Source organism: Enemella evansiae (assembly GCF_004362375.1).
Classification (GTDB): Bacteria; Actinomycetota; Actinomycetes; order Propionibacteriales; family Propionibacteriaceae; genus Enemella; species Enemella evansiae.
Map to the genome: position 1 here is coordinate 119,287 of NZ_SNXA01000009.1, position 25,361 is coordinate 144,647.

Below are 25,361 nucleotides of genomic sequence, written 5' to 3' on the forward strand. Positions count from 1 at the left end.
CACTTCTAGGTATGATCCGGATATGAATCTGCTGCAGCATCTGCGGTACTTCGTTGCCGTCGCGGAGGAGCGGCACTTCGGCCGCGCGGCCGAGCGGTTGCAGATGGCGCAACCGCCGCTGTCCCAGCAGATCCGCCGACTGGAGCGCGAGGTCGGGACGCCGCTGTTCACCCGGACGACCCGACGGGTCGACCTCACCCCCGCCGGCGCCGCCTATCTGGAGCGGGCACGGGCGATCCTGGCCGCCGTCGACGAGGCCGCGGAGGAGGCCCGCCGGGTGGCCGCCGGACTCGTCGGGCACCTGGTGATCGGCTGCGTCGGCTCGGTCACCTACAGCCTGCTGCCTGCCCTGGCCCGCCGGCTCGCCAGCGAACTGCCCGGGATCGACGTCTCCTTCCGCGGTGAGATGCTGGCCGCCGAGCAGATCGAGGCCGTGCGCACCGGCACCGTCGACCTGGCCCTGCTGCGGCCACCGGTCACCGACGGTGCGCTCGCGGTCACCCCGCTGCGCGAGGACCGGCTGGTGGTGGCGATCCCGCAGGGGCACCGGCTGGCGGAGCGGGACCGGATCCGGATGGCCGACCTCGCCGAGGCCGAGTTCATCGTGCACTCGGCGGATCGGAAGTCGGCGATGTACGGGGTGGTCCAACGGCTCGCCGCGGCGGCCGGCTTCACCCCGCGGATCCAGCACGAGGTCGGTGAGACCTCGACGGTGATCACCCTGGTCGCCGGTGGGCTCGGGATCGCGGTGGTACCCGAACCGGTCACCGCACTCGCCCTGGCCGGGGTGGTCTTCCGCCCGCTGACCCGCCCCCCAGCCGGCGTCGAACTGGTCGCGGCGCACCGGGCGGACCGGCTCGAACCGCACCTGCAGCGCACCCTGGAACTGGTCCGCGAGCTCACCGGCGAGGAGCCAGGATCTCCCGTGCCTGGTCCACCGACGGCAGGGGCGGCAGCGGGCGGCGGGCGACCTCGTACGCCTCCTCCGCGGGCACGCCGACCATCCTGAGCAGCAACTCGGCGACCGTGGAACTCGGGTCCGCGGACCGGTCACCGGACAGGTGCACGTGCATCGCCGACAACAGGGCGCCGAAGGTGACCGCGGTCGCCACGTCGAGATCGGGGATCCGGAATCGGCCGGCGTCCAAGCCGATCTGCAGATCCCGCCGGGCGCGCGGCCCCAGGGCTGCGTTCAGCTGGTCGTGCGCGACCCCGAGCCGCACCACCATCCGCCCCCACAGCGGGTCGGTGACCGCCATGCCGACCAGGTGGCGTACCGAGAACGAATAGATCTCGGCCGCATCCTGGAGGTCCCTGGTGAGGGCGTCGAGGCGGCCGCCGAGGGTCTCGACCGCGTCGGCGACGACCGCGGTGATGATCTCCTCGCGGGAGGTGAAGTAGTTGTAGAAGGTCCCCGCGCCCAGGTCGGCTCCCTCGGTGATCGCCGAGATCGTCAGCGCCTCGGCTCCCCCGGTCGCCATCAACTCGGCGGCGGCATCGACCAGTCGTTTCCGATTGCGCGCGCGCCGCCGGGCACCTCGATCCGGCCCGGCGCTCGCAGCAGTCGTCACGGGCGTCACGCTAGCAGCGCGGATCCACCCCGATCCGAAAATGAAGGTTGCTTCATTTGTGAAGCTGTGTTCATACTGGGTTCCTCGGACTTCAACGGAGAAGGGGTTCCAATGACCGCAACCCAGACACCCGAACACTGCGATGTCGCGATCGTCGGACTCGGCCCGGTCGGTCTGTTCGCAGCGATCCTGCTCGGCCGCCGGGGCCACCGCGTGATCGCACTCGACCGCTTCGCGACCCCCTACCCCCGCCCACGCGCGGTGACCTTCGATCACGAGATCGCGCGACTGCTGAACTCGATCGGCGTGAATGCCGATTCCGATACCGCGATCGACTACTACGACGCGATCTACCGCTGGCGGAACGCTGCCGGTGACGTGCTGATGGACGTCGACTGGGCCAGCCGCGGGGTCGACGGATGGCGCAACCGCTACTGGTTCAGCCAGCCCGTCCTGGAGGAGCGGTTGCGCCAGATCGCCGAGTCGCTGCCCGGGGTCGAGCTCAGGCAGGGTCACCGCGTCGAATCGGTTGACCAGGACGAGTCCGGGGTGACGCTGCGGTACCGCGCATCGGCACCCGACGATGAGGCGGGGACCATCCGGGCGGCCATGGCGATCGGCTCCGACGGAGCCAACAGCACGGTCCGGGAACAACTCGGGCTGGCGATGACCGATCTGAAGTTCCACTACGACTGGCTCGTGGTGGACATCCTGCCGACCGAGGAGCTGGCGTACGAACTGCCGCATTTCCAGATCTGTGACCCGGTCCGGCCGACCACCGTGGTTCCCGGCGGGCCGGGGCGGACCCCGGGCGCCCCGCCGAGGCGGCGCTGGGAGTTCATGGCGCTGCCCGGTGAGACCGCGGCCGAACTGGAGGACCCGGCGAAGGTGTGGGAGTTGCTCGCCCCCTTCGGCGTGACGCCCGCGAATGCCGAACTGGAGCGCGCGGTGTTCTGGCGATTCCAGGCGAAGTATCTCGAACAGTGGAACGTCGGCCGGGTCGCGCTCGCCGGCGACGCCGCCCACCTGATGCCGCCGTTCGCCGGCGAGGGGATGTGTGCCGGGCTGCGCGATGTGGCCAATCTCTGCTGGCGGATCGACCTGGTCCTGCGCGACCTCGTCCCGGTGACCAGCCTCGACGGTTACACCAGCGAACGGAAGACCAATGTGCAGTGGTACATCGACTTCGCGATCATGATGGGCCGCACCATCTGCGTGACCGATCCGCAGGAGGCGATGGAACGCGACCAGCGGATGACCGCCGAGCACCTGACCCAGGACGGGCCGATCCACGCCCATCTGGCGACCCTCGGACCGGGCGCCTGGGTCGCCGACGATCCGCACGCCGGACGACCCGCGATCGAGGGCCGGGTGGCGTACCGGGGCCGGTTCGGGCGCTTCGACGACGTGGCCGGTGCCGGGTGGAACCTGCTCTCCACCGTCAATCAGGGTGATCCGCTGGAGGCCGACCAGCGGGCCGCCTTCGAGCGGATCGGCGGGCGCACGTTCACCGTGGGACCGCCCGGCAGTGGCGCCGAGGTGATCGACATCGAGGGGCGGTACGCCGACTGGTTCGCCGAGAACGGCGTCCGCCACCTGCTGGTCCGGCCGGACTTCTGCGTCGCCGCCACGGCGGCCGATCGGACCGGCCTGCGCGACGGGATGGAGCAGGTCCTGGGCGCCGTCGGACTGGCCGGGACGGACGCACTGGCGGCACCCTGACGACCTGCCGACCCGACGATTGACAGCATTTTGACAGCATCATGACTTGATTTTGACATTGCTATGACGTCACATTGAGGTCATGGAACTTTCGCAGTATGTCGAGTCGGTGCAGGAGCAGGTGGCCCGCGCCACCACCCTGGCCGACGACCGTGCCAAAGAAGTGGCGCAGCAACTCGGATCCTCGCTGGACTCCGCGCTGCGCCTCGCGCTGATCCAGGCCCTCAGCGATGCGGCGGCCGAGCTCAGCACTCAGACCGGGGACCGCATCGAGGTGCGGATGTCCGGTGGTGACCCGGAGTTCGTGGTCAGTGCGGGTGAGACGACCGATCAGGACCCCGAGGCCGAGGAGGAGGCGTACGACCCGGAGGAGCCGCAGGCGCGGATCAGCCTCCGCCTCCCCCAGCCGCTGAAGAAGCGGATCGACGAGCTCGCCGCCACCGAGGGGGTCTCGGTGAACACCTGGCTGACCCGCTCCGCGATGCGTGGGGTACGCCGGGCGAACCGACCCGGGCGCGGGCCGTGGGGCCCGGGCTTCGGCCCGGGTGGGCCCGGTGGGCCCGCTGGGCCCGGAGGTCCCGGTTTCGGCCGGGGTCCGGGCTTCGGTCCCGGCCCGGGGTTCGGCCCCGGGCATCGCGGGCGCGGGGGCCGGGGACGGCGCCGCGGCGGTCCGGACGGCGACGATCTGCGCTGAGCACCCTCGCGGCGGGCCGGCACCGTCGGCCCGCCGTGGCAGGCTTGGCTGGTGCGTACCCAGGCCTCCGTCATGCACCTGGACCTGGATGCGTTCTTCGCCTCGGTGGAGCAGCGCGACAAGCCCTCGCTGCGCGGCAAACCGGTGATCGTCGGCGGGATCGGGCAGCGCGGGGTGGTCTCCACCGCCTCCTACGAGGCGCGGGTCTTCGGCGTCCGCTCCGCGATGCCGACCCATGAGGCGCGCCGCCGCTGCCCGCACGCCGCCTTCCTGGCCGGCCGCTTCCACGCCTACCGGGAGGCGAGCCGACAGGTGATGGCGATCCTGCGTTCGATCTCCCCGCTGGTCGAACCGCTGTCCCTGGACGAGGCCTTCGTCGATCTGGCCGCCGCCACCGACCCGCTCCCCGATTTCGGCGAACGGACGCTGCGCGAGCTGGTCGACCGGGTCAAGGACCGGGTGGCCGCCGACACCGGTGGACTGACCGCCTCGGTCGGGATCGGCAGCAGCAAGTTCATCGCCAAGCTGGCGACCGAGCTGGACAAACCGGACGGCTGCCGGATCGTGCCGGCCGGCACCGAGGTGGAGCTGATCGCACCGATGGCGGTCGGCGTGATCCCCGGTGTCGGCCCGGTCTCCCGGGAACGGCTGGCCCGCATCGGCGCCCGCCGAATCGCGGATCTGCAGGCGATGAGCCTGGCCGAGTTGACCCGCGAGCTGGGCAAGGCGGCCGCGGCGAATCTGCATGCCCTCGCCTACGCCCGCGACGACCGCCCGGTGCAACCGGACCGGGAGGCCAAGTCGATCTCGGTCGAGGACACCTTCGAACACGACCTGCGGGATCCCGCCGAGCTGCGCCGGCTGATCGAGCGCGACGCCCAGGAGGTCGCCTCCCGGGTCCGGGCCGGGGAACTCTTCGCCCGCACGGTCACCCTCAAGGTCCGGCTGCCGGACTTCACCACGCTGACCCGCTCCCGCACCCTCGACGGCGCCACCGACCGGGCCGAGGTGATCGCCCGGGTGGCCCGCGAACTGCTGGCCGGATTGGATGTCTGGGAGGGGGTACGCCTGCTCGGCGTCGGCGTCGCCGGGCTGACCGGCATCGCCCAGGAGGAACTGTTCACCACCGAACCCGATCCCGAACCAGCCGAGGAGGCGACCGACCAGCCCGAACAGCAGGCGGCCGGCATCGTCGAGGCCGACACCCGTGCCCGGCGGCGGCCGACGAGCTGGCTGCCCGGGGTCGACGTGGAGCACGACGAACACGGCCGGGGCTGGGTCTGGGGCGCCGGGCTGGGCCGGGTGACGGTCCGCTTCGAGACCGCGGAGACCGGGCCGGGCCCGGTACGCACCCTGGCCGCCGACGATCCCGCGCTGCACCTGGTCCAGGCCTGAGAACCGCTGAACCCGGCCCCCGGCACACTGGTGGCGTGAGCGAGGACAGCAATCCCACCCGTAAGCGGATCGTACTGACCGACATCTCGAGCCGGGCCTGGGAGCATCCCGCCGACCGCGGCGCCCTGGTGGCGCTGCGCAAACTGCACGGTTTCGACCTGCTGGTCCGCAAGCTGTCGGGCTTCGTGAACGAGCGGATGGTGCGGATGCTGCTGCTCGGCTCGAACGTCCGGGTCAGCGAACGACAGTTCCCGCGGGTGCACCAGATCTACACCGAGGCCGGCCGAACCCTGGATCTGCCCCGGCTGCCGGAACTGTTCGTCGCCGCGAGCCCCTATCTGAACGCGTCGACGATCGGCGTGGACACCCCGCGGATCGTGATCAACTCCGCGGTGCTCGACATCATGGACGACGACGAGTTGCGGTTCGTGCTCGGCCACGAGCTCGGTCATGCCGAGAGCGGCCACGCGCTCTATCGCACCCTGCTGTCCTATCTGATCCAGGGTGGCACTATGCTCGCCGGCGGCGTCCCGTTCGGCGCCTGGGGGATCCGCGCGATCATCGCCGGGCTGAGCGAATGGGCGCGCAAGGCCGAGCTCTCCGGCGACCGCGCCGGGCTGCTCGCCACCCAGGACATCGGTGCGGCGGTCCGGGTGCAGCTCAAGCTCGCCTCCGGCGGTCATCTGGCGGACCTCGACCAGACCGAATTCCTTGCCCAGGCGAAGGAATACGACGCCACCGAGGATCTGCGCGACTCGATCCTGAAGTTCCTGCTGGTCGAGGGGCAGAACCATCCGCAGGCGGTCGTGCGCGCCGGCGAACTGCGCAAATGGGTGGACTCCGGGGAGTACGCCGACATCCTGGCCGGTGACTATCCGCGCCGACAGCAGGACCGCGACGCGAAGATCTCCGAGGAGGCCGCGGCCGCCGCCGACTCCTATGCGAGCGCGTTCGCCAGCAGCCAGGACGCGATGGCACGGCTGGCCCGCGATCTCGGGGACGGGCTCACCGACCTCGGCCGCCGGCTCGGCCAGCGCTTCCGGCAGCCGCCGCGCGACTGACCGACTGAGCTGTTACGACCGGGCCGCGATCAGGCGGACGCCGGCTCCGGCGAGGCCTCGCCGACCGGCTCCGGCTTCGGCGTCGAATCGCGGAGCAGGAACGCCAGCACCACCGCGACCGCAGCCATCCCGGTGGCCAGCAGGAAGGTGGCGTGGGTGCCGGCCAGCTGGGCGGCGATGTGGTCGGTGCCGGTGGCCATCAACGCCTTCGCCCGTTCCGCCATCACGGTGACCAGCAGCGCGCTGCCGGCGGCGCCGGCGACCTGCTGCAGCGTACCGACCAGAGCCGAGCCATCGGCGTACAGCTGCGGCGGCAGATCACCCAACGCGGTGGTGAAGATCGGGGTGAACATGAACGACAGCGACAGGCTGAGCAGCACGTGCATCGCCAGCAGGATGCCGACCGGGGTGCTGGTGCTGGTCAGCATGCTGAGCGCGAACACCCACACCGTCATCGAGATCGCCGCCGGGATGACCAGCCGGCGGGCGCCGAAGCGGTCGTAGAGCCGGCCGATCACCGGGCCGAGGACACCCATCGCCAGCCCACCGGGCAGCATCAGCAGGCCGGCGTCCTGGGTGTCCAGACCGCGGACCTGCTGCAGGTAGATCGGATAGACCAGGAAGACGCCCATCAGCGCCATGAAGCCGATCATCATCACGCCCAGGCCGACGCTGAAGTTGCGATAGCCGAAGGTCCGCAGATCCAGCAGCGGCTGGGTGAGGGAGAGCTGGCGCCAGACGAACAGCCCGAGCGCGACCAGCGCGACCGCGAAGGAGCCGATCATCACCGGCAGCTGGCCCTCGGCACCGATCTTGTTCAGCGCGTAGACCAGCCCGCCGAAGCCGATCGCGGACAGCGGCACCGAGATCAGGTCGATCGGCTTGTCGGTCTGCTCACCGACGTTCTTCATCCGGATCGCGCCGATGACCAGCATCACCAGGGCGATCGGCAGCATCACCCAGAAGATGGTGCGCCAGTGCGAGTAGCGCAGGATGACACCGGAGATCGTCGGGCCGAGCGCCGGGGCCATCGAGATCACCACCGAAATCAGGCCCATCACCTGGCCGCGGCGCTGCACCGGGACCAGCACCAGGATGGTGGTCATCAGCAGCGGCATCATGATCGCGGTGCCGGAGGCCTGCACCACCCGGGCGAGCAGCAGCGGGCCGAAGGACGGCGCCAGCGCGGCCATCGTGGTGCCGACCGAGAACAGGCCGAGGGCGGCGATGAAGATCTGCCGGGTGGTGAAGCGGTTCATCACGAACCCGGTGATCGGGATGATCACCGCCATCGTCAGCATGAAACCGGTGGTCAGCCACTGGGCGGTCTGGGCCTCGACGTGCAGATCAGCCATCAGGGCGGGCAGCGCGACGGCCATCGTGGTCTCGTTGAGGATCACCACGAAGGCGGCCCCGAGCAGCAGGCCGATCACACCCCACGGGGTCGGTTGGTCGGTCGCGTGCGGATCAGTCAGGGATGTGGAGTCAGCCACGGTCACTCTTTCAATCTGCGGTGGGCGATGGTCCAACTCCACCGAGGAGTGAGTTTATTCCAGCGGTACGCAAACGGCTCGGCCTTTTCTGCGGGCCGGGCCGGCCTCAGTCATCGTCGTCGGCGTCGCTGTCGTAGTTGTTGTTGCCGCCATTGCCGTTGCCGTTGGAGATGCTGCCGTTGGTGTCATTACCGTTGCCGTTGCTGCCGCTGTTGCCGCCACTGTTTCCCGAACCGCTGTTGCCGCTGTTGCCCGAACCGTTGCCGCCACTGTTGCCCGAGCCGTTGCCGCCGCTGTTGCCACCGCTGTTGCCGGAGCCACTGTTGCCGGTGGCCTCGCTGGTCGGCGGCTGGGTCGTCTGGGCCCGGGTGGTCGGGGCCTGGGTGGGCGCCTGGGTGGTCTGTCGGGTGGCCCGGGTCGTCGGTGCCCGGGTCGGTTCCTGGCTGGCCTGGCGCGTGGTGGTGGTCCCGGCGCGGGTCGGGCTCGGGGTGGCGCTGGGGGTCGCCGCGCCACCGGGCAGGGTCAGGCTCGGCAGCAGCGACAACCCGGCGGCGACACCGGAGGCGAGCAGCATCAGCACCACGACCAGCCAGGGCCAGCGGGATTTCTGCCGCGGGCCGACGGGTGGTTCGTAGGGGCGTGCCCCGGCCGCCGCCGGTGCCGGAGCCGGAACCGGGCGCGACTGGGGATAGGGGCCGGGTTCGCTGGGCGTCTCGGCGAAGGAGGCCCGGGTCGGTGTCCGCGCTCCGTACGCCGCGGTCGGCGGCATCGCGGCGGTGGCCGCGAGCACGGTCGGGGCACCCGGGTCGACGGCCAGGGCGCGCAGCTGCTGCTGCACCTGCTCCCCGCTCGGGCGGCGGGCCGGATCCTTGTCGAGCAGCCGGGCGACCAGCTCGTCGAGGGCGGGCGGCACGTCCGGGCGGCGGGCCGACAACCGCGGCGGGGTGGCATTGATCTGCTGGTTCGCGACCGCCAGCGCCTCCCCGGTGAACGGCGGTTTCCCGGTCAGCATGGTGGTCAGCAGGCAACCCAGGGCATACCAGTCGGAGGCCGCGGTCGCACCCCGGCCGCTGGCCTGTTCCGGTGACATGTACGCCGCCGTGCCCAGGGCGGTGGCCGGTGCGGTCAAGGTGGCGCCGGCGTTCTCGGAGAGCTGCGCGATACCGAAGTCGACGAGCTTGATGTCCTTGTCATGGAACATCACGTTGCCGGGCTTGATGTCGCGGTGCACCACACCGATCCGGTGGGCGGCGAGCAACCCGCGGGTGACCTCCTGGGCCACCCGCAGCGCCTCGCCGACGGCGAGCGGCCCCTCGGCGTGGATCAATTCGGACAGGCTCGGCCCGGTCAGCAGCTCCATCACCAGGAAGGCGGTGTCGCCGTCGAAGCCGGCGTCGTAGACCTGCACCACCTGGGGGGTGGAGAGTCCGGCGGTGGCCACCGCCTCCCGCCGGAAGCGTTCCTTGGCGGTCTGGTCCTGCCCGCTCAGGTCGACGGTCTTGATGGCCACGATCCGCTGCAGCACCCGGTCCCGGCCACGCCACACCTGCCCCATCCCGCCACCGGCGAGTCGGGCGGTCAGCTCGTAGCGGTCGGCGAGCAGATCGGGCGTCATGGGCCCCATGGTACGGACGCCGCCGGGTGCGACTCACACGCTCGCTGAGCGAGGAGCGCCTCCCCCGCGCTCAGCCAGCGGATGGGGTCGCTGTCAGGATCCCTTCGACTCGTCGCTGCGCTCCTCGCTCAGGGAACGGGCGGGGTCGTCGCTGTGCTCCTCGCTCAGGGAACGGGCGGGGTCGTCGCTGCGCTCCTCGCTCAGGGAACGGGCGGGGTCGTCGCTGCGCTCCTCGCTCAGGGAACGGGCGGGGTCCTGGTCGAGGGGCGGGTGCGCATTGCGCTTCCTGGACCAGAGCCAGAGGGCGGCGCCGCCGATGATCATCGGTACGCAGAGCCACTGCCCCATCGACAGACCCAGCGAGAGCAGACCGAGATAGTCATCGGGCTCGCGGAAGTATTCGGCGGCGAAGCGGAACACCCCGTAGCCGAAGACGAAGGCACCGCTGATCTCACCGCGCGCCCGCTCCTTGCGGGCGTACAGCCAGAGCAGCACGAACAGCAGCAATCCCTCGCCGAGGAACTGGTACAGCTGCGAGGGGTGCCGCGGCTCCGGGCCGGCGCCGGGGAAGATCATCGCCCAGGGCAGCGACGGATCGGCGGGTCGGCCCCACAGTTCACCGTTGAGGAAGTTGCCGATCCGGCCGGCAGCCAGCCCGGTCGGCACCGCCGGGACGAGCAGGTCGGTGACCTCCAGGAACGGTCGCTTGCGCCGCCAGGCGTACACCGCCAATCCGACGACCACGCCGATCGCGCCGCCGTGGAAGGACATCCCGCCCTCCCAGACCTTGAGGATGTCCAGCGGATTCGCCAGATAGTAGGCCGGTTTGTAGAACAGGCAGTAACCGAGCCGGCCGCCGAGGATCACCCCGAGGATCGCGGTCAGCAGGAGATCCTCGACGCTCTCCCGGGTCCACGGCGCGGGCTGGGTGATCCGGGCGTACGGCTGGTGCTTCAGCCGGCGCAGCAGCAGCCAGTAGCCGAGCCCGAAGCCGATCAGGTACGTCAGCGCGTACCAGTGCACGGCGAGCGGTCCGAGCCGGAACGCGATCGGATCGATCTCGGGGAATCTCAGCACCAGGGGGACCACGAGGCCCAAGTCTCCCACAGCCGTCCCAGTCCCGCCGGTGTCGAACGTCCGGTCAGCAGACCGCGTCGATGCTGCTGGTCTCGCCGCGGAAGCTCACCGAGTCCCCGGCGCGCTTGCCGCGCAGTTCGGCATAGAGCGGCGCATCGGTCCCGATCCCGGCGTACGTCGCACCGCCGGAGGTGAACTCGTCGCTGGCGACGCCGACCACATAGCGATCACCGGCCAGGGTGATGATCGCACCGGGTTCGACGGTGTCCTTGGGCGAGAAGTCGAGCCCGCGGGCGTCGGCGACCAGGTCGGCCTGGGCGTCATCGACCTGCTGGAAGGCGGCGTGGGTATCGCCGGCCTCGTCGGCCTGGACCTCGTCGTCGATGGTGTACGCCCCGTCGTCGGTCGGGGCGGCGTCAGTGGCGCGCACCTGGACGGCCTCGTCGAGCACGTCCTCACCCCCGCGCAGGTGGCTGAGCAGGTCGCTGCGCACCTGCTCCTTGTCGATCCTCTGCTCGCTCATGTGCCGACTGTAGTCTCCGGCGCTACCGCTAACGTGAGGACCGAGGAGGCAGCGATGACCACAGCAGGTTTCGCCGGGTTCACCGAACTCAGCGCCGAGGCCAACGGGATCACGCTGCGCGGGATCGCCTCGCTCGACGGCCCGGAGGTGGCCACACCCCGCCCGCCACTGTTGCTGCTGCACGGCCATCCCGAGACCCATCTGATGTGGCGCAAGGTCGCCGACCGGTTCGCCGAGGATTTCCAGGTGGTGGCGCCGGATCTGCGCGGTTACGGCGCGAGCGACAAGCCGCCGACCGAACCCGACCACGCCTCCTACTCCTTCCGGGCGATGGCCCAGGACCTGGTGGAGCTGATGCGCGGGCTGGGCTTCGAGCGGTTCGCGATCGCCGCCCACGATCGGGGTGCGCGGGCCACCGCCCGACTGCTCGCCGACCACCCCGGCCTGGTCAGTTCTGCTGTGCTGATGGACATCGCGCCGACCCTGGACATGTACGCCGGCACCGATCAGGCGTTCGCCACCGCCTACTGGCACTGGTTCTTCCTGATCCAGCCGAGCCCGCTGCCGGAGGAGCTGATCAACGCGAACCCGAACGCCTACGTGGCCCGGCTGATGGGGATGCGGCACGGCAACCTGGATCCCTTCGCGGGCGCGCTGGCGGCGTACCAGGAAGCCGTCGCCGATCCGGAGGCGGTGCGCGCGATGTGTGAGGACTACCGCGCCGCCGCGAGCATCGACCTGACGCACGACCGCGCCGACCGGGAGGCCGGGCTGATGATCGGCACGCCGCTGCGGGTGCTCTGGGGCCGGCACGGGGTGGTGCACAAGCTGTTCGACCCGCTGCCGCTGTGGCGGCAGGTCGCCACCGGCGTCTCGGGGCGGGCGCTGGACTGTGGGCACTACCTGCCCGAGGAACAACCCGACGAGGTGTACGCCGAGGTGCGCGAGTTCACCCTGGCGCACTGGAACGCCAGCACACCGGACAACTGAGAGGACGACGATGAGCAACCGTTACCGCATCGCGGTGATCCCCGGCGACGGCATCGGCACCGAGGTGATGCCCGAGGGTGTGCGCGCGATCCAGGCCGCCGCCCAGGCGTACGACTTCGAGCTCGAACTGACCGAGTTCGACTTCTCCTCCGCCGCCTACTGGCAGCAGCACGGCCAGATGCTGCCGGACGACTGGTTCGACACCCTCAAAGGATTTGACGCGATCTTCTTCGGCGCGGTCGGCTGGCCGGAGGTGCTGCCCGACCATGTCTCGCTGTGGGGTTCGCTGCTGCTCTTCCGGCGGCAGTTCGACCAGTACGTCAACCTGCGTCCGGTGAAGCTGCTGCCCGGCGTACCGGCGCCGCTGGCGAACCGGAAGCCCGGGGACATCGACTTCCTGGTGGTCCGCGAGAACACCGAGGGCGAGTACTCCTCGGTCGGCGGGCGGATGTTCGAGGGCACCGACCGGGAGACCGTGCTGCAGGAGACGATCATGACCCGGCACGGGGTGGACCGGATCCTGAAGTTCGCCTTCGAGATCGCCCAGGGCCGGGAGCGGCACGTCACCTCGGCGACCAAGTCCAACGGCATCTCGATCTCGATGCCCTACTGGGACGAGCGGGTCGCCGCGATGGCGAAGAACTACCCTGACACGAAGGTGGACAAGTTCCACATCGACATCCTGACCGCGAATTTCGTGCTGCACCCGGACTGGTTCGACGTGGTCGTCGCGTCCAATCTGTTCGGCGACATCCTCTCCGACCTGGGCCCGGCCTGCACCGGCACGATCGGGGTGGCACCGAGCGGAAACATCAACCCCACCAAGGAATTCCCGTCGCTGTTCGAGCCGGTGCACGGCTCCGCACCGGACATCGCCGGCCAGGGCGTGGCCAACCCGATCGGGCAGATCTGGGCGGGTGCGATGATGCTGGACCACCTCGGCGAGACCGCGGCCGGCGCGGCGGTCACCCGCGCCTTCGAGGAGACCCTGGCGAGCGGGCGTACGCTCACCCGCGACCTGGGCGGTACGGCCTCGACCACCGAACTCGGTCAGACGATCGCCGCCGCGATCCGCTGAAGGCTCACGCTCATCGAGTAGGCAGCCATGCGGAGCCTGCGGAGCAATGGCTGCCGTGTCGAGATGACCGGGACCTGGCTTCGTCTCGCTGGCGCTCGCTCAGCCGGCGTACGCCCCGGCTACGCTGAGGCGTACCGAGAAGTAACCCACGCACTGCCCGACGACGTACCGATGCGAGGAACCGATGCGCGAACCACTCCCCTACCGCTCCCCCTGGATGGATGAGGAACTCGACGATCTGGCCGAGATGGCCGGGATCTTCTTCGACCGCGAGATCGTGCCCAACATCGACCGGTTCATCGCCCAGCACGCGGTGGATCGCGAGGTGTGGAACAAGGCCGGTCAGCAGGGACTGCTGCTGCCCAGCGTGCCGGAGGAGTACGGCGGGGCGGGCGGCACCTTCGCCCACGAGGCGGTCATCCTCACCGCGCAGGGGTATGCGACCGACGACTCGCTGGGGCATGCGATCCACTCCGGGATCGTGCCGCACTACATCATGGAGTACGGCACCGAGGAGCAGAAGAAGGAGTGGCTGCCGAAGCTGGCCAGCGGCGAATGGGTGGCCGCACTCGGGATGACCGAGCCCGGTACCGGTTCCGATGTCGCCTCGATCCGCACCAGGGCGGTCCGCGACGGCGATGAGTATGTGATCAACGGTGCCAAGACCTTCATCACCAACGGCGGGCTGGCCGATTTCGTGCTGCTCGCCTGCCGGACCGGTGAGGCCGGTGCGAAGGGCATCTCGATGATCGGCGTCCCGGTCGACGGGCTGGCCGGCTACGACAAGGGCCGCGATCTTGCCAAGATCGGCATGCAGGGCTCCGACACCCGCGAGCTCTCGTTCACCGATGTCCGCGTACCGGTCGCCAACCTGCTCGGCGGCGAGGAGGGCAAGGGGTTCGCGCAGATGATGCAGCAACTGCCCCAGGAGCGGCTCTGTGTCAGCGTCTCCGCGGTCGCCAACATGGAGAAGGCCGTCGCGCTGACGATTGCCTACACCAAGGACCGGGAGGCCTTCGGACAGCCGCTGATCGACTTCCAGAACACCGGTTTCGAGCTGGCCGAGGTGTCCACCGACGCGCTGGCCGCGCGCACCTTCCTGGACCACTGCATCGGGCTGCACCTGCGCGGTGAGCTGGACGCGGTGACCGCCTCCCGGTTGAAGTACTGGACCACCGACATGCAGGGCAAGGTGCTGGACCGCTGCCTGCAGCTGTTCGGCGGTTACGGGTTCATGGCCGAATACCCGATCGCGCGGATGTATTCCGGCGCGCGGGTGCAGCGGATCTACGCCGGCAGCAACGAGATCATGAAGGTGCTGATCCACCGCTCCCTGTGACGCCCCCAACGCTCATCGAGTAGCTCGCGCAGCGAGCGTGTCCACGCCCATCGAGTAGCTCGCGCAGCGAGCGTGTCGAGATGGCCGGCCGCCACCGAAATCTGCGGCTCGATCGCCATTCGGTGCCCAGATCGGTCGATTCTGCGATCGAGCCGCAAATTTCGCAGGCCGCGCTGGTGGGGCGGGCCCAGCCCACCAGGGCCGGTGGCCGTGAAGCCGTCCCAATCACCAGCCGTACACCCCGCGCAGCTTCACGAACTCGAAGCTGTCGCCGACAAGGTGCTGATCCACCGCTCCCTGTGACGCTCAGAAGAACGCGCCGGAGACCCACCAGCCGACGACGCCGCTGACCACGAAGAGCAGCACCGCCAGCAGCACCAGGACCCCCGGGGTCAGTCGCCGGACCTCGGACGCCGGCTCCGGCTCCGGTTCGAGCGGGGCCGGCTGCTCGGGTTCGATGATCGGCTCCTGCAGGCGCGGGATCACCTCGGTCACCACCTGGTCCGCGGGCAGCGGTTGCTGCGCCCCTGCCCCCTGCGGAGTGACCGGGGGCGGGGGCTGCAGTGCCGCGGTGAACTCGGCGGCGAAGGCGGCGGCGCTGGCCGGGCGGTCCTCCCGTTCGGTGGAGAGGGTACGCCGCAGCAGCACGTCCACCGCGGGTGGCAGGCCCAGCTCTTCGGCCACCGCCACCGGCGGCTGACCGGGCGGCCGCTCGGCCACCTCGGTCACCGTCCGCATCGGCAACGGTTTCTGGCCGGTCAGCAGTTCGTAGGTGAGCACCCCCAGGGCGTACACGTCGGCACGCGCGTCGAAACCGCCGGTGCCGAGGACCAGCTCGGGGGCCATGTACGCCGGCGTACCGGCCGTCAGCGTCACCCCGGAGGCGTCCGCCGCCAGCTTCGCGGTGCCCAGGTCGGCCACCGCGACGAACGGGTCGGGCAGGCCCTCGCGGAGCAGCAGGTTGCTGGGCTTGAGGTCCCGGTGCAGCACACCGGCGGAATGCAACGCCTCGACCGCCGCCGATGCATCCAGGGCCAACCGGATCGCCTCCGGCACGGTGATCCCGCGCTGCATCAGATCGGCGACCGTGCCACCGGGCAGATGGTCCATCACGAAATAGGGTTGACCGTCAGTGATGTCGACGTCATAGACACCGACGACACGGGGACTGGAGATCCGGCGCATCAACCGCGCCTCGTTGAGGAACCGCTCCCGCACCTCGGCATCCCGGGCCCAGTTGTCGGCGAGCACCTTGATCGCCACGGGCAGTTCGAAGTTGTCGTCGTGGGCGAGCCAGACGGTCGCGAAGGCACCGGTCCCCAGCGGGGAGACCAGGCGGTAACGGCCGAGTGTCTTCATGGGGACATTCTCACGCAACCGGGGCCCATCCGTTGCCAGAACCCCCGGAGATGGCAGACTCGCCCCCGCACCACAATGAATCGACCACGGATCGGGGGGCCGTGCAGATGGACACGTCCTGGGAGGAGAACCAGGCGGTCGACCTCGCCCAGCGCGTGGCCGCCGGGGATCAGTTGGCGCTGGAGGAATTGCTCGCGCTGCTGCAGCCGCGGGTGCTGCGGATCTGTCGGCGGATGCTGCCGCACCCCGCCGATGCCGAGGAGGCCGCGCAGGACGCGCTGCTGGTGGTGGCCACCAAGCTCGACCAGTGGAGCGGGCGCGGCAGCCTGCTGGGCTGGGTCGGGGTGATCGCGGCGAACAGCGCCCGGGCCACCTATCGCTCACTGCGTCGTCGTTTCGCCGAGTCCGCGCAGACCCCGGCACTGCCCGAGGCGGCCGACCCGCGAACCACCAGCGTCATCGCCGGATCGCGGCTCGATCTGCTGGAAGCCCTGGAGGGGTTGGAGAAGGATCGGCCCACTGCGCTCGAGGCATTCGTGCTGCGGGATCTGGGCGGGCTGTCCTATGAGGAGGTCGCCGAGCAGACCGGGGCCAGCCTGAGCGCGGTCAAGACCAGGATCCGCGACGCCCGCGAATATGTCCGCGAGCGGCTGCGGCTGCGGCTCGGCTGAGACCGGTCAGCAGGCGCGGACGGCCGTGCGCAGCAGGATCGGTTCGCGCTGCCCGCCGACGTGCACCACCTCGGTTCCGTCCACCTGGACCTGGCTGGCGTGCTGGTGCAGGGCTGCGGTCACGGTCGGCAGTTCCGCGGACAGGTCCAGCACCGTCGCGCCCTCGGTGCCGGGGGTGACGACCTCGGCCAGGCGTACGCCGGTCCGCTCGGCCGCGCGGGCGCACAGGTGGTGCAGGGCGACGTGATCCGGGTGGCCGTACCCGCCGGCGTCGTCGTAGCTGATCACCAGGTCGGGGCGGACGTGCTCGACGGCGGCCACCAGGTCGGCCAGCGGCTGGTCCTGGTCCACCGTGCTGAGTGCATCCGGCCCGGTCACCTCGGCCGGGCCGGCCACCCCTTCGGCGACCCAACGCATCCCGGAATCGCTGTACCGGTGGGGTTTGCGGCCGGGCGCCAGCGCCGGCGGTTCGCCGAGCCAGAGCTGTTCGGTGACCCCGAGGGCGGTGAGCGCACCGGCGAGTTCGCGCTCGCGGTGGGCCGGGAAATCCTCGGCCGGCCCGGTGAAGGTGCCCGGACGCACCTCGCCCTGCTCGCCGCGGGTGGCGGTGAGCAGTACGCATTCGACACCCTGGCCCACCAGGTGGGCGATCAGTGCACCGGTGGCCAGCGTCTCATCGTCGGGATGGGCGTGCACGAACAGGATCCGGCGGGCACCGGTGAGTGGATCGGTCATCGCGCGGACACCTTTCGCCGGCTGTCGGCGTAGATATCGGTCAGTCGGGTCGCGACCTTCGTCCAGTCGAAGCGGCGGGACCAGCTCCGGGCCTCGGCACCCATCCGGGCACGGGTGTCCCGATCGGTGAGCAACCCCTGCACCGCGGCACCCCAGGCGCCCGGATCTCTTGTCTCCATGAGGATTCCGGTCCTGCCATCGGCGACGGCCTCACGCAACCCGCCGGCGGCGGAGGCGACGATCGGGACACCGGAGGCGGCCGTCTCCAGAGCCACCAGGCCGAAGGTCTCGGAGTGCGAGGGCATCAGCACCACCTCGGCACCGCGCATCATCGCCGCGAACTCATCGCGCGGCCGGGCGCCGGAATAGACGACGTCGTTGGCGATCCCGAGCCGGTGCGCCAGCCGCTGGACATGGTCGTGGTAGTCGGCGAAGTCGGCCGAGACGTCGCCGGCCAGCACCAGGTGCGGGCGGTGTTCGGGGTCGATCCGGGCGAGCGTCTCCAGCGCCAGATCGGGTCCCTTGAGCGGCTGCAACCGGGCGGCGAAGAAGAGATAGGGCCGGCGCATCTCGCAGCACTGCCAGTGCTCCTCACCGGGGGCCAGTGGTCGGAAGAGTTCGGTATCCACCCCGGGCGGGACGACCACCACCCGATCCGGATCGGCACCGCAGCGGCCGACGATCGTCTCCGCCTCGGCGCGGCTGATCGCCACCACCACATCGGATTCGCGCGCCACCAGCACCTCACCGGGCACCCGGCGCGGCGACTCCGGCGGCTCCCCCTCCGAGAGCGGGTCGTCGGCGCGGACTGCGGCGACCGAGTGATAGCTCTGCAGATGCGGTACGCCCCAGGCGTGCGCGACCGGCAGCGCGGCCACCCCGGACATCCAGTGGTGGGAGTGCACCACATCGGCCGGCGTACCACGCTCGGCGAGTGCGGTGGCGAACTCGGCCAGGTGCTCATCGATCCGGCTCTTCGGCAGCGGTTTCGGCGGCCCGGCGGGCAGGTGGTGCAGGCGTACCCCCGGTACGGTCTCCTCGACCTCGGGCTGGTCCGGATCGGAGCGCCTGGTGTAGAGGTCGACCTGATGACCGAGGCCGGCGAGGGCCTCGGCCTGGGAGCGGACCACGACATTCATGCCGCCTCCGTCCCCGGTACCCAGCACCGCGTAGGGCGAGGTGTGCAGGGAGATCTTGGCGATACGCACCCGGTGAGCCTACCGAGTAATGTCGGCGCTCACGGTGCGGCGAGGAGGTGACGTGCTGGCCACGGTCCTCGGTGTGCTCGGGGTGGTGCTCAATCAGCTGTTCATCTGGCCCCAGGTCGCCCGGGCGCGTCGCTCGCTGATCGGGATCTCCCCCGGGACGGTGGTGGCCGGCTGGTTCGCCCGATTGCTCTGGTCGGTGTACGCGGTGGTCATCGCCGACTGGACGCTGGCGCTCGGGCAGCTGCCGATCGCGCTCGGGTTCGGGTTGCTGGCGCTGTTGCTGGCCCGGGGCCGGCCGGAGACCCGGTGGTTCCTGCTGATCGGGCTGCTGGCGACCGGCGCGGTGACGCTCGCCGCGGCGTACTCGCGGCCGCTGCTCGCCGCGCTCGCCGTCGGGGTGGCCGCGGTGGTGAACCTGCCGCAACTGGTCGGCGTGCTGCGCGACCCGCACCGGGTCGGCGGGGTGTCCCCGCTGATGTACTGGTTGGTCGCCGCCGCCAGCGCCACCTGGCTCGGTTACGGACTGCTCACCGACTGGGTGATCTCGCTGCCGCACTTCCTGCTGCTGCCCAGCGGCATCGTCGTCGCGGTGATCGCCACCCGCGGCCGGCGCGAGCCCGAGGCCGAGACCGACCTGCCGGGGCCCGCGTAACCGGACGTGCAGTAGTGCTCGGAACGGCGTAGTTCCCCCGGGGTTTGACCGCGTTCCGGCGGCTACTGCACGTCCGGTTACGCAAGGCTGGCCTGTGGACAAGTGGGTACCGCGGCGCAGCGGGACGCGGAAGCATTGACCGCATGTCGGTGGTGCAGGTGCTCGAGGACTGGGGTGGAGTCGCCCGGCGGTCGACGTTGATCAGGGCAACCGCGCGGGTCGACGTCGACCGGGCACTCAAGGCCGGGGATGTCGTCGTCGATGCCCGCGGGCGTTATGCGTTGCCGACCGCCGATGCGGATCTGCGCACGGCCAACCGGTTGCACGCGGTGCTGTCGCATCGCAGCGCGGCGGCGCACTGGGGCTGGGAGCAGAAGTTCGGCCCCAAGCGGACCGAGGTGACGGTGCCGCGCAATCGGAAACTCCGTTCCGCACCCCGGGCCCACGTGCACTTCGCCGATCTGGGCCCGGATGACCTGGCCGGCGCGGTCACCTCGCGGAGGCGCACCCTCACCGATTGCCTGCGCAGTTGCGTCTTCGCTGAGGGACTCGCAATCGCGGACTCGGCCCTCCGCAACGGGGACATCAGCCCGGGCGAGCTGCTCCGGCTCGCGAATGCGATCCGTGGGCCGGGCGCCGCGGTGGCCAGGCGAGTGGCGCGGCATGCGAGTCGGCAGGCGGCGAATCCGTTCGAGTCGGTGCTCCGCGCGATCGCCCTGGATGCCGGCCTCGATCCGGAGCCGCAGGTGTCGATCCTGCGCGACGAGACCCACGAGCTGATCGGGATCGTCGACCTGTTCGATCGCGAGCACCGGCTGATCCTGGAGGCCGACTCCTACCAGTTCCACAGCGGACGGGCCGAGTTCGCCAACGACTGCCAGCGGTACAACACCTTCGTCCTCGCCGGCTTCCGGGTGCTGCGCCTGTCCTGGGAGGCGGTGATGCATCACGCCGATGAGGTGCTCGCGTCGCTCCGGCTGATCGTGGACGGCGCTCGGCTGCCGGTCTGCTACCTCGAGTCCGCGTAACCGGACGTGCAGTAGTGCTCGGAACGGCGCAGTTCCCGTGGGTGTATGCGCTTTCTGGCGGCTACTGCACGTCCGGTTACGCGCTCACTCGGGGCGCGGACCCTAGTTCTGCAGCGGCGGGTGCAGGTCCTTCATCGCGAACCGCTGCCGGGAGGCGACCGCGAGCACGTCGAGCACGATCGCGACGGCGGCGATACCGAGCAGCACCAGCACATCCCGCCAGAAGTTCGACCAGAGACCGCCGGAGATCACCACCCGGAAGGCGTCGATCGAATAGGTGATCGGCATGATCGGGTTGATCGCCTGGAAGAACGGTGGCAGCACCTCCTTCGGATAGGTACCGCCGGTGGAGGCGAGCTGCAGGATCAGGATCACCAGCAACGCCGCCGAACCGGGCAACCCGAGCGCCATCCGCAGCAGGTGCGCGATCAGCGAGAACGTCAACGCCACCAAACCGGTGAGCAGCACCGCGGCGAGCGGGTGCACCGGGTTCAGCCCGAGCCCCACCCAGACCGTGCCCAGCATCAGCATGCTGCCGATCAGCGCTACGGTGCCGAACGGGATCCAGGCCGACAGCATCAGATGCAGCGGATGCAGCCGGCCGGCGAGCAGCCGCCCGGAGATCGGTCGCATCACCAGGAAGCCGGAGATCCCGAACACCCACAGCGCGATCGAGAAGAACAGCGGCGCCAGGCCGCGGCCATAGACCCCGGCCGGGTTGAGCACATCGGTGGTCACATCGGCCGGTGAGGACAGCACCTGGACCGCATTGTCGGTCTGCTGCTCGTTCAGCACCGGCAGCCGGTTCACCCCGTCGTCAAGCCCGTTGACGAGCTGGTTGGCACCGTCGAGGAGCTGGGCGTTGCCGTTGTCGAGCTGGGCCGCCCCGTCCTTCAGCTTGACCAGTCCGTCGGCCAGCTGCCCGGACCCGGTGGCGAGCTGCTGGGCGCCACCGGCAGCAGAGTTGATGCCGGCCTGCAGCTGACCCGCGCCCTGTCCGGCGGAGTCGATGCCGCGGTGCAGCCGGTCCGCCCCGCTGGCCACCTGCTGGGCGCCGGAGTTGAGCTGGTTCAGCTTCGACTCGGCGTTCTGGATGTCACCCGACAGGTTGCTCTGCTGCACCCGGCTGTTCAGATTGGCCGAGCGCTGCCCGATCGCCGCGGACCGCTGGGTGACGTTGTCGGCGCGTTGCTGGCCGTCGCGGAGCCGTTGCCGCGCGTCCTGGTACGCCTGCGACTGGGTCACCTGCGGGTCGGCCGCGGCCAGTTGGTCCAGCGCGCTGGAGAGCTGGGACAGGTCGTCGGAGATCGATTGGGAGCGGCCGCCGACAGTGCTGGTGACCGACTGCACGTCGGTGTTGATCGCGTTCGCATCGGACTGGATCGTCGGCAGGGTGCGGTCCACCCGCTGCAGCGCGGGCACCACGGTGTCGCGCAGCTGCTGGGTGCCACCGGCCACCTGGCTGGCGCCGTTGGCCAGGTCCTGGGAGCCGGTGGAGAGCTGCCCCATGCCGGTGCTGAGATCGGCCGATCCCTTCTGCAGCTGACCCATTCCATTGGACAGCTGGCCGGCGCCGTCGCGCAGCTGACCGCCCGCGGTCGCGGCGTCGGCGCTGCCGGTGGCCAGCTGGGCGGAGCCGTCCTTGGCCTGCGCCAGGCCGTCGCGGAGGCGTACCGACCCGTCGCGGGCCTGCACCATCCCGTCGCGGATCTTGTTCAGGTTGCCGAAGACCGCGCGGAAGTACGCCTCGACCGCGGTCTGGTTGACCGACTCGGTGATCGAGTCCTGCGCACGGGCCACCAGCGAACCGATCACGAAGCCGTTGGCGTCGTTGCGGCGCAGGGTGATCCCGGCGCGCTGCGGATCGGTACCACCGCCGGAGACCAGGTTGGCCGAGAAGTCGCTGGGCACGTGCACGGTGAGGTAGTAGTCACCCTCGCGGAGCCCGCGTTCGGCCTCGGCGTCGTCGACGACATGCCACTGGAAGTTCTTCTGCTCCACCATCGTGTCGGTGAAGTCCTTGCCCGCCTGGACTCGTTCGCCCTCGTAGTCGACGGGCTGGTCGTCGTTGACGACCGCGACCGGCAGCTGGTCCATCCGGGCCCCCGGATCCCAGTTGGCGCCCAGGTAGATGGCGCCGTAGAAGACCGGCACCAGCGCGGCGAAGATCAGCGCGAGCTTGGGCAGCAGGCCGCGGAACCGTTTCAGTTCGAAGCGGGAGAGCATCAGGCCTCCTCGGTGTGCGGGTGGGGATCCAGGCGCAGGATGATCGCCCCGGGTGGTGCCTTGGTGGTGTCCAGCGCGGACACGATGAAGGTGTTGCCGGCCTCGGTGAGAACGTCCAGCTGGCGGTGGATCCAGAGCTGCTGGTCATCGGTGAGCGAGGCGTCGATGTCGTCCAGCAGCACGTACGCCGCGGGGCGCAGGCAGCCGAGCATCGCGGTGAGCAGGGTGCGCCGGAAGGCCGGCAGGTGTTCGACGACCTCCTCGGGGTCGAACCATTCGCCGAGGGCGTTCTGCAGTTCGGTGAAGCGCTGCTTGCCGCGGCGTACGCCGATCGCCTCGGTGAGTGAGCGTTCGTCGCGGCACTCGCCGACGGTCAGGCTCGGTTCGAGCTCGGCCAGCCCGCTGATCCGGGCGATCGAGGTGAGCTGGCGGAGCTTGCGCGGGTGGGCGATGCCGTCGATGCCGTCGACCCGGAGTTCGCCGGTGACGCCCTTCATCCGCCCGCCGAGGGCGAGCAGCAGCGCGGATCGGCCGGTGCCCTGCTGGCCGACGACGACGGCCCGCTGGCCGGCGTACAGCTGTGTGTCGAGTGGGCCGAAGACCGGCCCGCGGCCGCCTTCGAGCTGCAGGTCGCGGGCGCGCAGCAACGGGCGTACGTCGTCCTCGGACGCCGGATTCTCCTGTGTGGCTGGGGATTGCGGGGACCGCGGGGAGCGGCCGAGCATGTCATCGAGCATTCAGGGCCCCCTTGAGGACGAGTTCGACCTGGTTGGCGACGAGTTCCCGGTTCGGCGCGGTGCGGCCGCGGCGGATCCGGTTCAACTCGATCAGCACCACCGAGAGCACCGCGCGGCCGACCGCCTCGGCGTCGAGTTCGCTGCGGTGACCGGGGGCGCGCTGCACGACGGCTCCGATGGAGGTGGTCAGTTGATCGATCGCCGCCTGGGATTCGGCCCGGTGCTCCCCCTCGTTGCCGAAGAGCACCTCGCGGACGAAGAGCACGAAGGTCTCCCGGTCGGCGGCGGCGAGTTCGAGCAGCGGGGTGAGCAGCGTCATGATCCCGGCCAGCGGGTCGGTGACGTCCTCGGCGGCGGCCATCCCCCGGGCGAGCTCGGTGCGCAGTCGATGGTTCATCACCATCATCAGCAGTTCCGGCTTGCTGGCCGCATAGGTGAAGACGGTACCGGCGGCGACGTCGGCGACATCGGCGACCTGCTGGGTCGTGGTGCCGGCGTACCCCTGCGCCCGGAACAGTTCGTCCGCGGCGGCGCAGATCCTCGCCCGCTTCTGGGCCTTCGCCTGGGCGCGGCGTCCGGTGATCGTCATGGTTGCTCCCCTCACTCATTTTTGAGTGTACTCAATATTGAGTGGACTGGAAACTCAGGTTGGCCACGTACACTCCGGGGGCATGGCTGAGGTGCGCAAGCATGGCAAGGGTGGCGGTGGACAGATCGCCGCGGCGATCGAGCGGGCGATGGCCCAGGGGGTACGCCCCAGCGGTGCCGGTGCACCACCGGAACCGGGCCAGCAGTCCGAACCCCCGCGCAACACCCAGAACCTGGTGACCGCCACCTCCTTCCTCGGCAACGACCCGTTCCTGGTCACCGCACCGAAACCGGTGCAGCCGGCGGAGCCGGAGGGTGAGACCGCCGAAGCGGCCCCGGACGAGGACCCGGATGACCATCCGGACGCCGCCGAGGGCGAATCCGAGGACTGACCCCCACCGACACTGTTAGCGTTGAGGGCTCCTGACCCAGCCCAGAGGAGCCCCCGGTGAGCGAACTCGCACCGGCCAACGATCCGGCACCCCACGTGCAGTTGCGCAAGCAGCTTCGCCATCCCGGTGAGATCCCGTGGCTGGTGGTCGCCGCGGTGTTCTTCGTGATCGCCTATGGCGCGCTGATCGGGATCTCGATCGCCGCCGGACTCGGTGCCGATGAGGGACTGACCCGCGACCAGACGGTGGGCCAGGTGATGGTGCTGCTGGCGGTCTCGCCGCTGGCGGTCCTCTTCTTCCGTGGCTTGATGTACGCCCAGCTGCGCACCGGGTCGGTGCGGATGTCCCCCACCCAGTTCCCCGAGGGCTACCGGATGCTGGTCGAGGCCGCTGCCTCGGCGGGATTGCCGAAGGTGCCCGATGCCTATGTCACCTCCGGCTCCGGGGTGATCAATGCTTTTGCGGCAGGACACGGATTCCGCCGCTTCGTGAATGTGAACAGCGACCTGTTCGAGGTCGGTGGCGCGGCCCGCGATCCCGACGCGCTGCGGTTCGTGATCGGCCACGAGGTCGGTCACATCGCGGCCGGGCACACCTCCTACTGGCGGATCGTGGTGATGCAGGTGATGTCGCAGATCCCGATCCTGGGTGGCTTCCTGTCGCGGGCCCAGGAATACACCGCCGACAACTACGGCTACCGCTATCGGCCCCAGGGCGGTGCGGGTGCGATGCAGGTGCTGTCCGGTGGGAAATACCTCAACCACAACGTGAACATCAACGAGTTCGCCGACCGGGCGCAGTCCGAACGCGGCCTGTTCGTCTGGTGCGCGAACCTGGCCTCCACCCACCCGGTGCTCACCTGGCGCGCCCAGGCGTTGCGGGATCGCAGCCGCGCCGGTTCGCTGTTCACCGTCCCGAAGTTCCAGCCCTATGGTCCGCCGGCACTGCCACCCGGTGGCCGCCCGACCAAGGAGGCCCCGAGCCCCGCGGAGGCGCTGGACTATCTGGACACCTTCCCGCCGCTCGGCCCACCGCAGTTCGGCACCAACTTCCCGGTACCGCTGCCGGGCAACGAGATCGGATGGGCCGAACCGAGCCGCTATGGCCAGCACACGCTGTATCACGGTTGGCGCGCCCCGGCTCTGCCGCCGGACGAGGCCGACGAGCCGCGTGGCCCCGCCACCGGCAGCTGATCGCGGACCCGCTC

24 protein-coding genes are annotated in these 25,361 nt (G+C 70.2%); 13 read left to right on the forward strand and 11 right to left on the reverse strand.

What is annotated here, in order from left to right:
• The first annotated feature begins 22 nt into the window (after positions 1-22).
• Entirely contained in the window at positions 23-1,009 is a 987-nt protein-coding gene (locus C8D81_RS08730) for a LysR family transcriptional regulator (protein ID WP_094404979.1), read from the forward strand.
• On the opposite strand, the gene C8D81_RS08735 is transcribed toward C8D81_RS08730, so the two are convergent.
• Entirely contained in the window at positions 900-1,571 is a 672-nt protein-coding gene (locus C8D81_RS08735) for a TetR/AcrR family transcriptional regulator (RefSeq protein ID WP_208109193.1), read from the reverse strand. The genes C8D81_RS08730 and C8D81_RS08735 overlap by 110 nt on opposite strands.
• Positions 1,572-1,682: 111 nt before the next feature.
• Between C8D81_RS08735 and mhpA the strand changes: the two genes are divergently transcribed.
• From mhpA to C8D81_RS08755, 4 genes are all read left to right on the forward strand, one after another.
• Positions 1,683-3,293 carry a bifunctional 3-(3-hydroxy-phenyl)propionate/3-hydroxycinnamic acid hydroxylase MhpA gene (gene mhpA, locus C8D81_RS08740; RefSeq protein WP_094404978.1) on the forward strand — a complete coding sequence of 537 codons (1,611 nt, stop codon included), beginning with the start codon at positions 1,683-1,685 and terminating at the stop codon, positions 3,291-3,293.
• Positions 3,294-3,375: 82 nt separating this feature from the next.
• Positions 3,376-3,987 (forward strand): ribbon-helix-helix protein, CopG family, encoded by a 612-nt coding sequence (locus C8D81_RS08745; RefSeq protein WP_133625926.1) that lies wholly within the window; start codon positions 3,376-3,378, stop codon positions 3,985-3,987.
• A gap of 51 nt (positions 3,988-4,038) precedes the next feature.
• Positions 4,039-5,382 (forward strand): DNA polymerase IV, encoded by a 1,344-nt coding sequence (locus C8D81_RS08750; RefSeq protein ID WP_094404977.1) that lies wholly within the window; start codon positions 4,039-4,041, stop codon positions 5,380-5,382.
• Positions 5,383-5,417: 35 nt separating this feature from the next.
• The gene (locus C8D81_RS08755; RefSeq protein WP_094357653.1) at positions 5,418-6,443 is read left to right on the forward strand and encodes a M48 family metallopeptidase; all 1,026 of its coding nucleotides are present in this window, start codon (positions 5,418-5,420) and stop codon (positions 6,441-6,443) included.
• A 29-nt stretch (positions 6,444-6,472) separates the two neighbouring features.
• Here the strand turns inward: C8D81_RS08755 and C8D81_RS08760 are convergent, their stop codons facing one another.
• From C8D81_RS08760 to C8D81_RS08775, 4 genes are all read right to left on the reverse strand, one after another.
• Complete coding sequence (locus C8D81_RS08760) at positions 6,473-7,936, reverse strand: MDR family MFS transporter (protein ID WP_229119446.1); 1,464 nt, start codon at positions 7,934-7,936, stop codon at positions 6,473-6,475.
• Between the two features lie 106 nt (positions 7,937-8,042).
• On the reverse strand, positions 8,043-9,551 hold the full coding sequence (locus tag C8D81_RS08765) for a serine/threonine-protein kinase (protein WP_166646736.1): 1,509 nt from the start codon (positions 9,549-9,551) through the stop codon (positions 8,043-8,045).
• Positions 9,552-9,644: 93 nt separating this feature from the next.
• Positions 9,645-10,628: a prolipoprotein diacylglyceryl transferase gene (gene lgt / locus C8D81_RS08770; protein WP_094429856.1), complete on the reverse strand. Its 984-nt coding sequence runs from the start codon at positions 10,626-10,628 to the stop codon at positions 9,645-9,647.
• Positions 10,629-10,692: 64 nt separating this feature from the next.
• On the reverse strand, positions 10,693-11,151 hold the full coding sequence (locus tag C8D81_RS08775; RefSeq protein WP_094429799.1) for a hypothetical protein: 459 nt from the start codon (positions 11,149-11,151) through the stop codon (positions 10,693-10,695).
• A 54-nt stretch (positions 11,152-11,205) separates the two neighbouring features.
• Between C8D81_RS08775 and C8D81_RS08780 the strand changes: the two genes are divergently transcribed.
• The 3 genes from C8D81_RS08780 to C8D81_RS08790 all read left to right on the forward strand — a co-directional run bounded on the left by C8D81_RS08780 (position 11,206) and on the right by C8D81_RS08790 (position 14,558).
• Positions 11,206-12,141 (forward strand): alpha/beta fold hydrolase, encoded by a 936-nt coding sequence (locus C8D81_RS08780; RefSeq protein ID WP_094429798.1) that lies wholly within the window; start codon positions 11,206-11,208, stop codon positions 12,139-12,141.
• Between the two features lie 10 nt (positions 12,142-12,151).
• The gene (locus tag C8D81_RS08785) at positions 12,152-13,219 is read left to right on the forward strand and encodes a tartrate dehydrogenase (protein WP_094429797.1); all 1,068 of its coding nucleotides are present in this window, start codon (positions 12,152-12,154) and stop codon (positions 13,217-13,219) included.
• Positions 13,220-13,403: 184 nt separating this feature from the next.
• Positions 13,404-14,558, forward strand: a complete 1,155-nt coding sequence (locus tag C8D81_RS08790) for an acyl-CoA dehydrogenase family protein (RefSeq protein WP_133625927.1) — start codon at positions 13,404-13,406, stop codon at positions 14,556-14,558.
• Between the two features lie 306 nt (positions 14,559-14,864).
• Here the strand turns inward: C8D81_RS08790 and C8D81_RS08795 are convergent, their stop codons facing one another.
• Positions 14,865-15,917 (reverse strand): serine/threonine-protein kinase, encoded by a 1,053-nt coding sequence (locus tag C8D81_RS08795; protein WP_133625928.1) that lies wholly within the window; start codon positions 15,915-15,917, stop codon positions 14,865-14,867.
• A gap of 107 nt (positions 15,918-16,024) precedes the next feature.
• Here C8D81_RS08795 and C8D81_RS08800 point away from each other — a divergent pair, with 107 nt between their 5' ends.
• Positions 16,025-16,588, forward strand: coding sequence for an RNA polymerase sigma factor (locus C8D81_RS08800; protein WP_094426818.1), 564 nt, complete (start codon positions 16,025-16,027; stop codon positions 16,586-16,588).
• 6 nt (positions 16,589-16,594) lie between these two features.
• On the opposite strand, the gene C8D81_RS08805 is transcribed toward C8D81_RS08800, so the two are convergent.
• Both C8D81_RS08805 and C8D81_RS08810 read right to left on the reverse strand, forming a co-directional pair.
• Positions 16,595-17,323, reverse strand: a complete 729-nt coding sequence (locus C8D81_RS08805; protein WP_094404971.1) for a PIG-L deacetylase family protein — start codon at positions 17,321-17,323, stop codon at positions 16,595-16,597.
• Entirely contained in the window at positions 17,320-18,531 is a 1,212-nt protein-coding gene (locus C8D81_RS08810) for a glycosyltransferase (RefSeq protein WP_229117712.1), read from the reverse strand. The genes C8D81_RS08805 and C8D81_RS08810 overlap by 4 nt, the downstream gene beginning before the upstream one ends.
• A gap of 52 nt (positions 18,532-18,583) precedes the next feature.
• Here C8D81_RS08810 and C8D81_RS08815 point away from each other — a divergent pair, with 52 nt between their 5' ends.
• Both C8D81_RS08815 and C8D81_RS08820 read left to right on the forward strand, forming a co-directional pair.
• Positions 18,584-19,183 carry a hypothetical protein gene (locus C8D81_RS08815; RefSeq protein WP_133625929.1) on the forward strand — a complete coding sequence of 200 codons (600 nt, stop codon included), beginning with the start codon at positions 18,584-18,586 and terminating at the stop codon, positions 19,181-19,183.
• A gap of 143 nt (positions 19,184-19,326) precedes the next feature.
• Positions 19,327-20,211: a DUF559 domain-containing protein gene (locus tag C8D81_RS08820; protein WP_133625930.1), complete on the forward strand. Its 885-nt coding sequence runs from the start codon at positions 19,327-19,329 to the stop codon at positions 20,209-20,211.
• A gap of 102 nt (positions 20,212-20,313) precedes the next feature.
• Here C8D81_RS08820 and C8D81_RS08825 read toward each other — a convergent pair whose 3' ends face one another.
• The 3 genes from C8D81_RS08825 to C8D81_RS08835 are packed head-to-tail and all read right to left on the reverse strand — an operon-like array spanning position 20,314 to position 23,763.
• Positions 20,314-22,437, reverse strand: a complete 2,124-nt coding sequence (locus C8D81_RS08825) for a YhgE/Pip domain-containing protein (RefSeq protein ID WP_133625931.1) — start codon at positions 22,435-22,437, stop codon at positions 20,314-20,316.
• Positions 22,437-23,174, reverse strand: coding sequence for an ATP-binding cassette domain-containing protein (locus tag C8D81_RS08830; RefSeq protein WP_133625932.1), 738 nt, complete (start codon positions 23,172-23,174; stop codon positions 22,437-22,439). The genes C8D81_RS08825 and C8D81_RS08830 overlap by 1 nt, the downstream gene beginning before the upstream one ends.
• Complete coding sequence (locus C8D81_RS08835) at positions 23,164-23,763, reverse strand: TetR/AcrR family transcriptional regulator (protein ID WP_094357677.1); 600 nt, start codon at positions 23,761-23,763, stop codon at positions 23,164-23,166. The genes C8D81_RS08830 and C8D81_RS08835 overlap by 11 nt, the downstream gene beginning before the upstream one ends.
• Positions 23,764-23,845: 82 nt before the next feature.
• Between C8D81_RS08835 and C8D81_RS08840 the strand changes: the two genes are divergently transcribed.
• Both C8D81_RS08840 and C8D81_RS08845 read left to right on the forward strand, forming a co-directional pair.
• Entirely contained in the window at positions 23,846-24,154 is a 309-nt protein-coding gene (locus tag C8D81_RS08840; protein ID WP_094404967.1) for a hypothetical protein, read from the forward strand.
• A 56-nt stretch (positions 24,155-24,210) separates the two neighbouring features.
• Entirely contained in the window at positions 24,211-25,347 is a 1,137-nt protein-coding gene (locus C8D81_RS08845; RefSeq protein ID WP_208109194.1) for a M48 family metallopeptidase, read from the forward strand.
• Positions 25,348-25,361 lie beyond the last annotated feature (14 nt).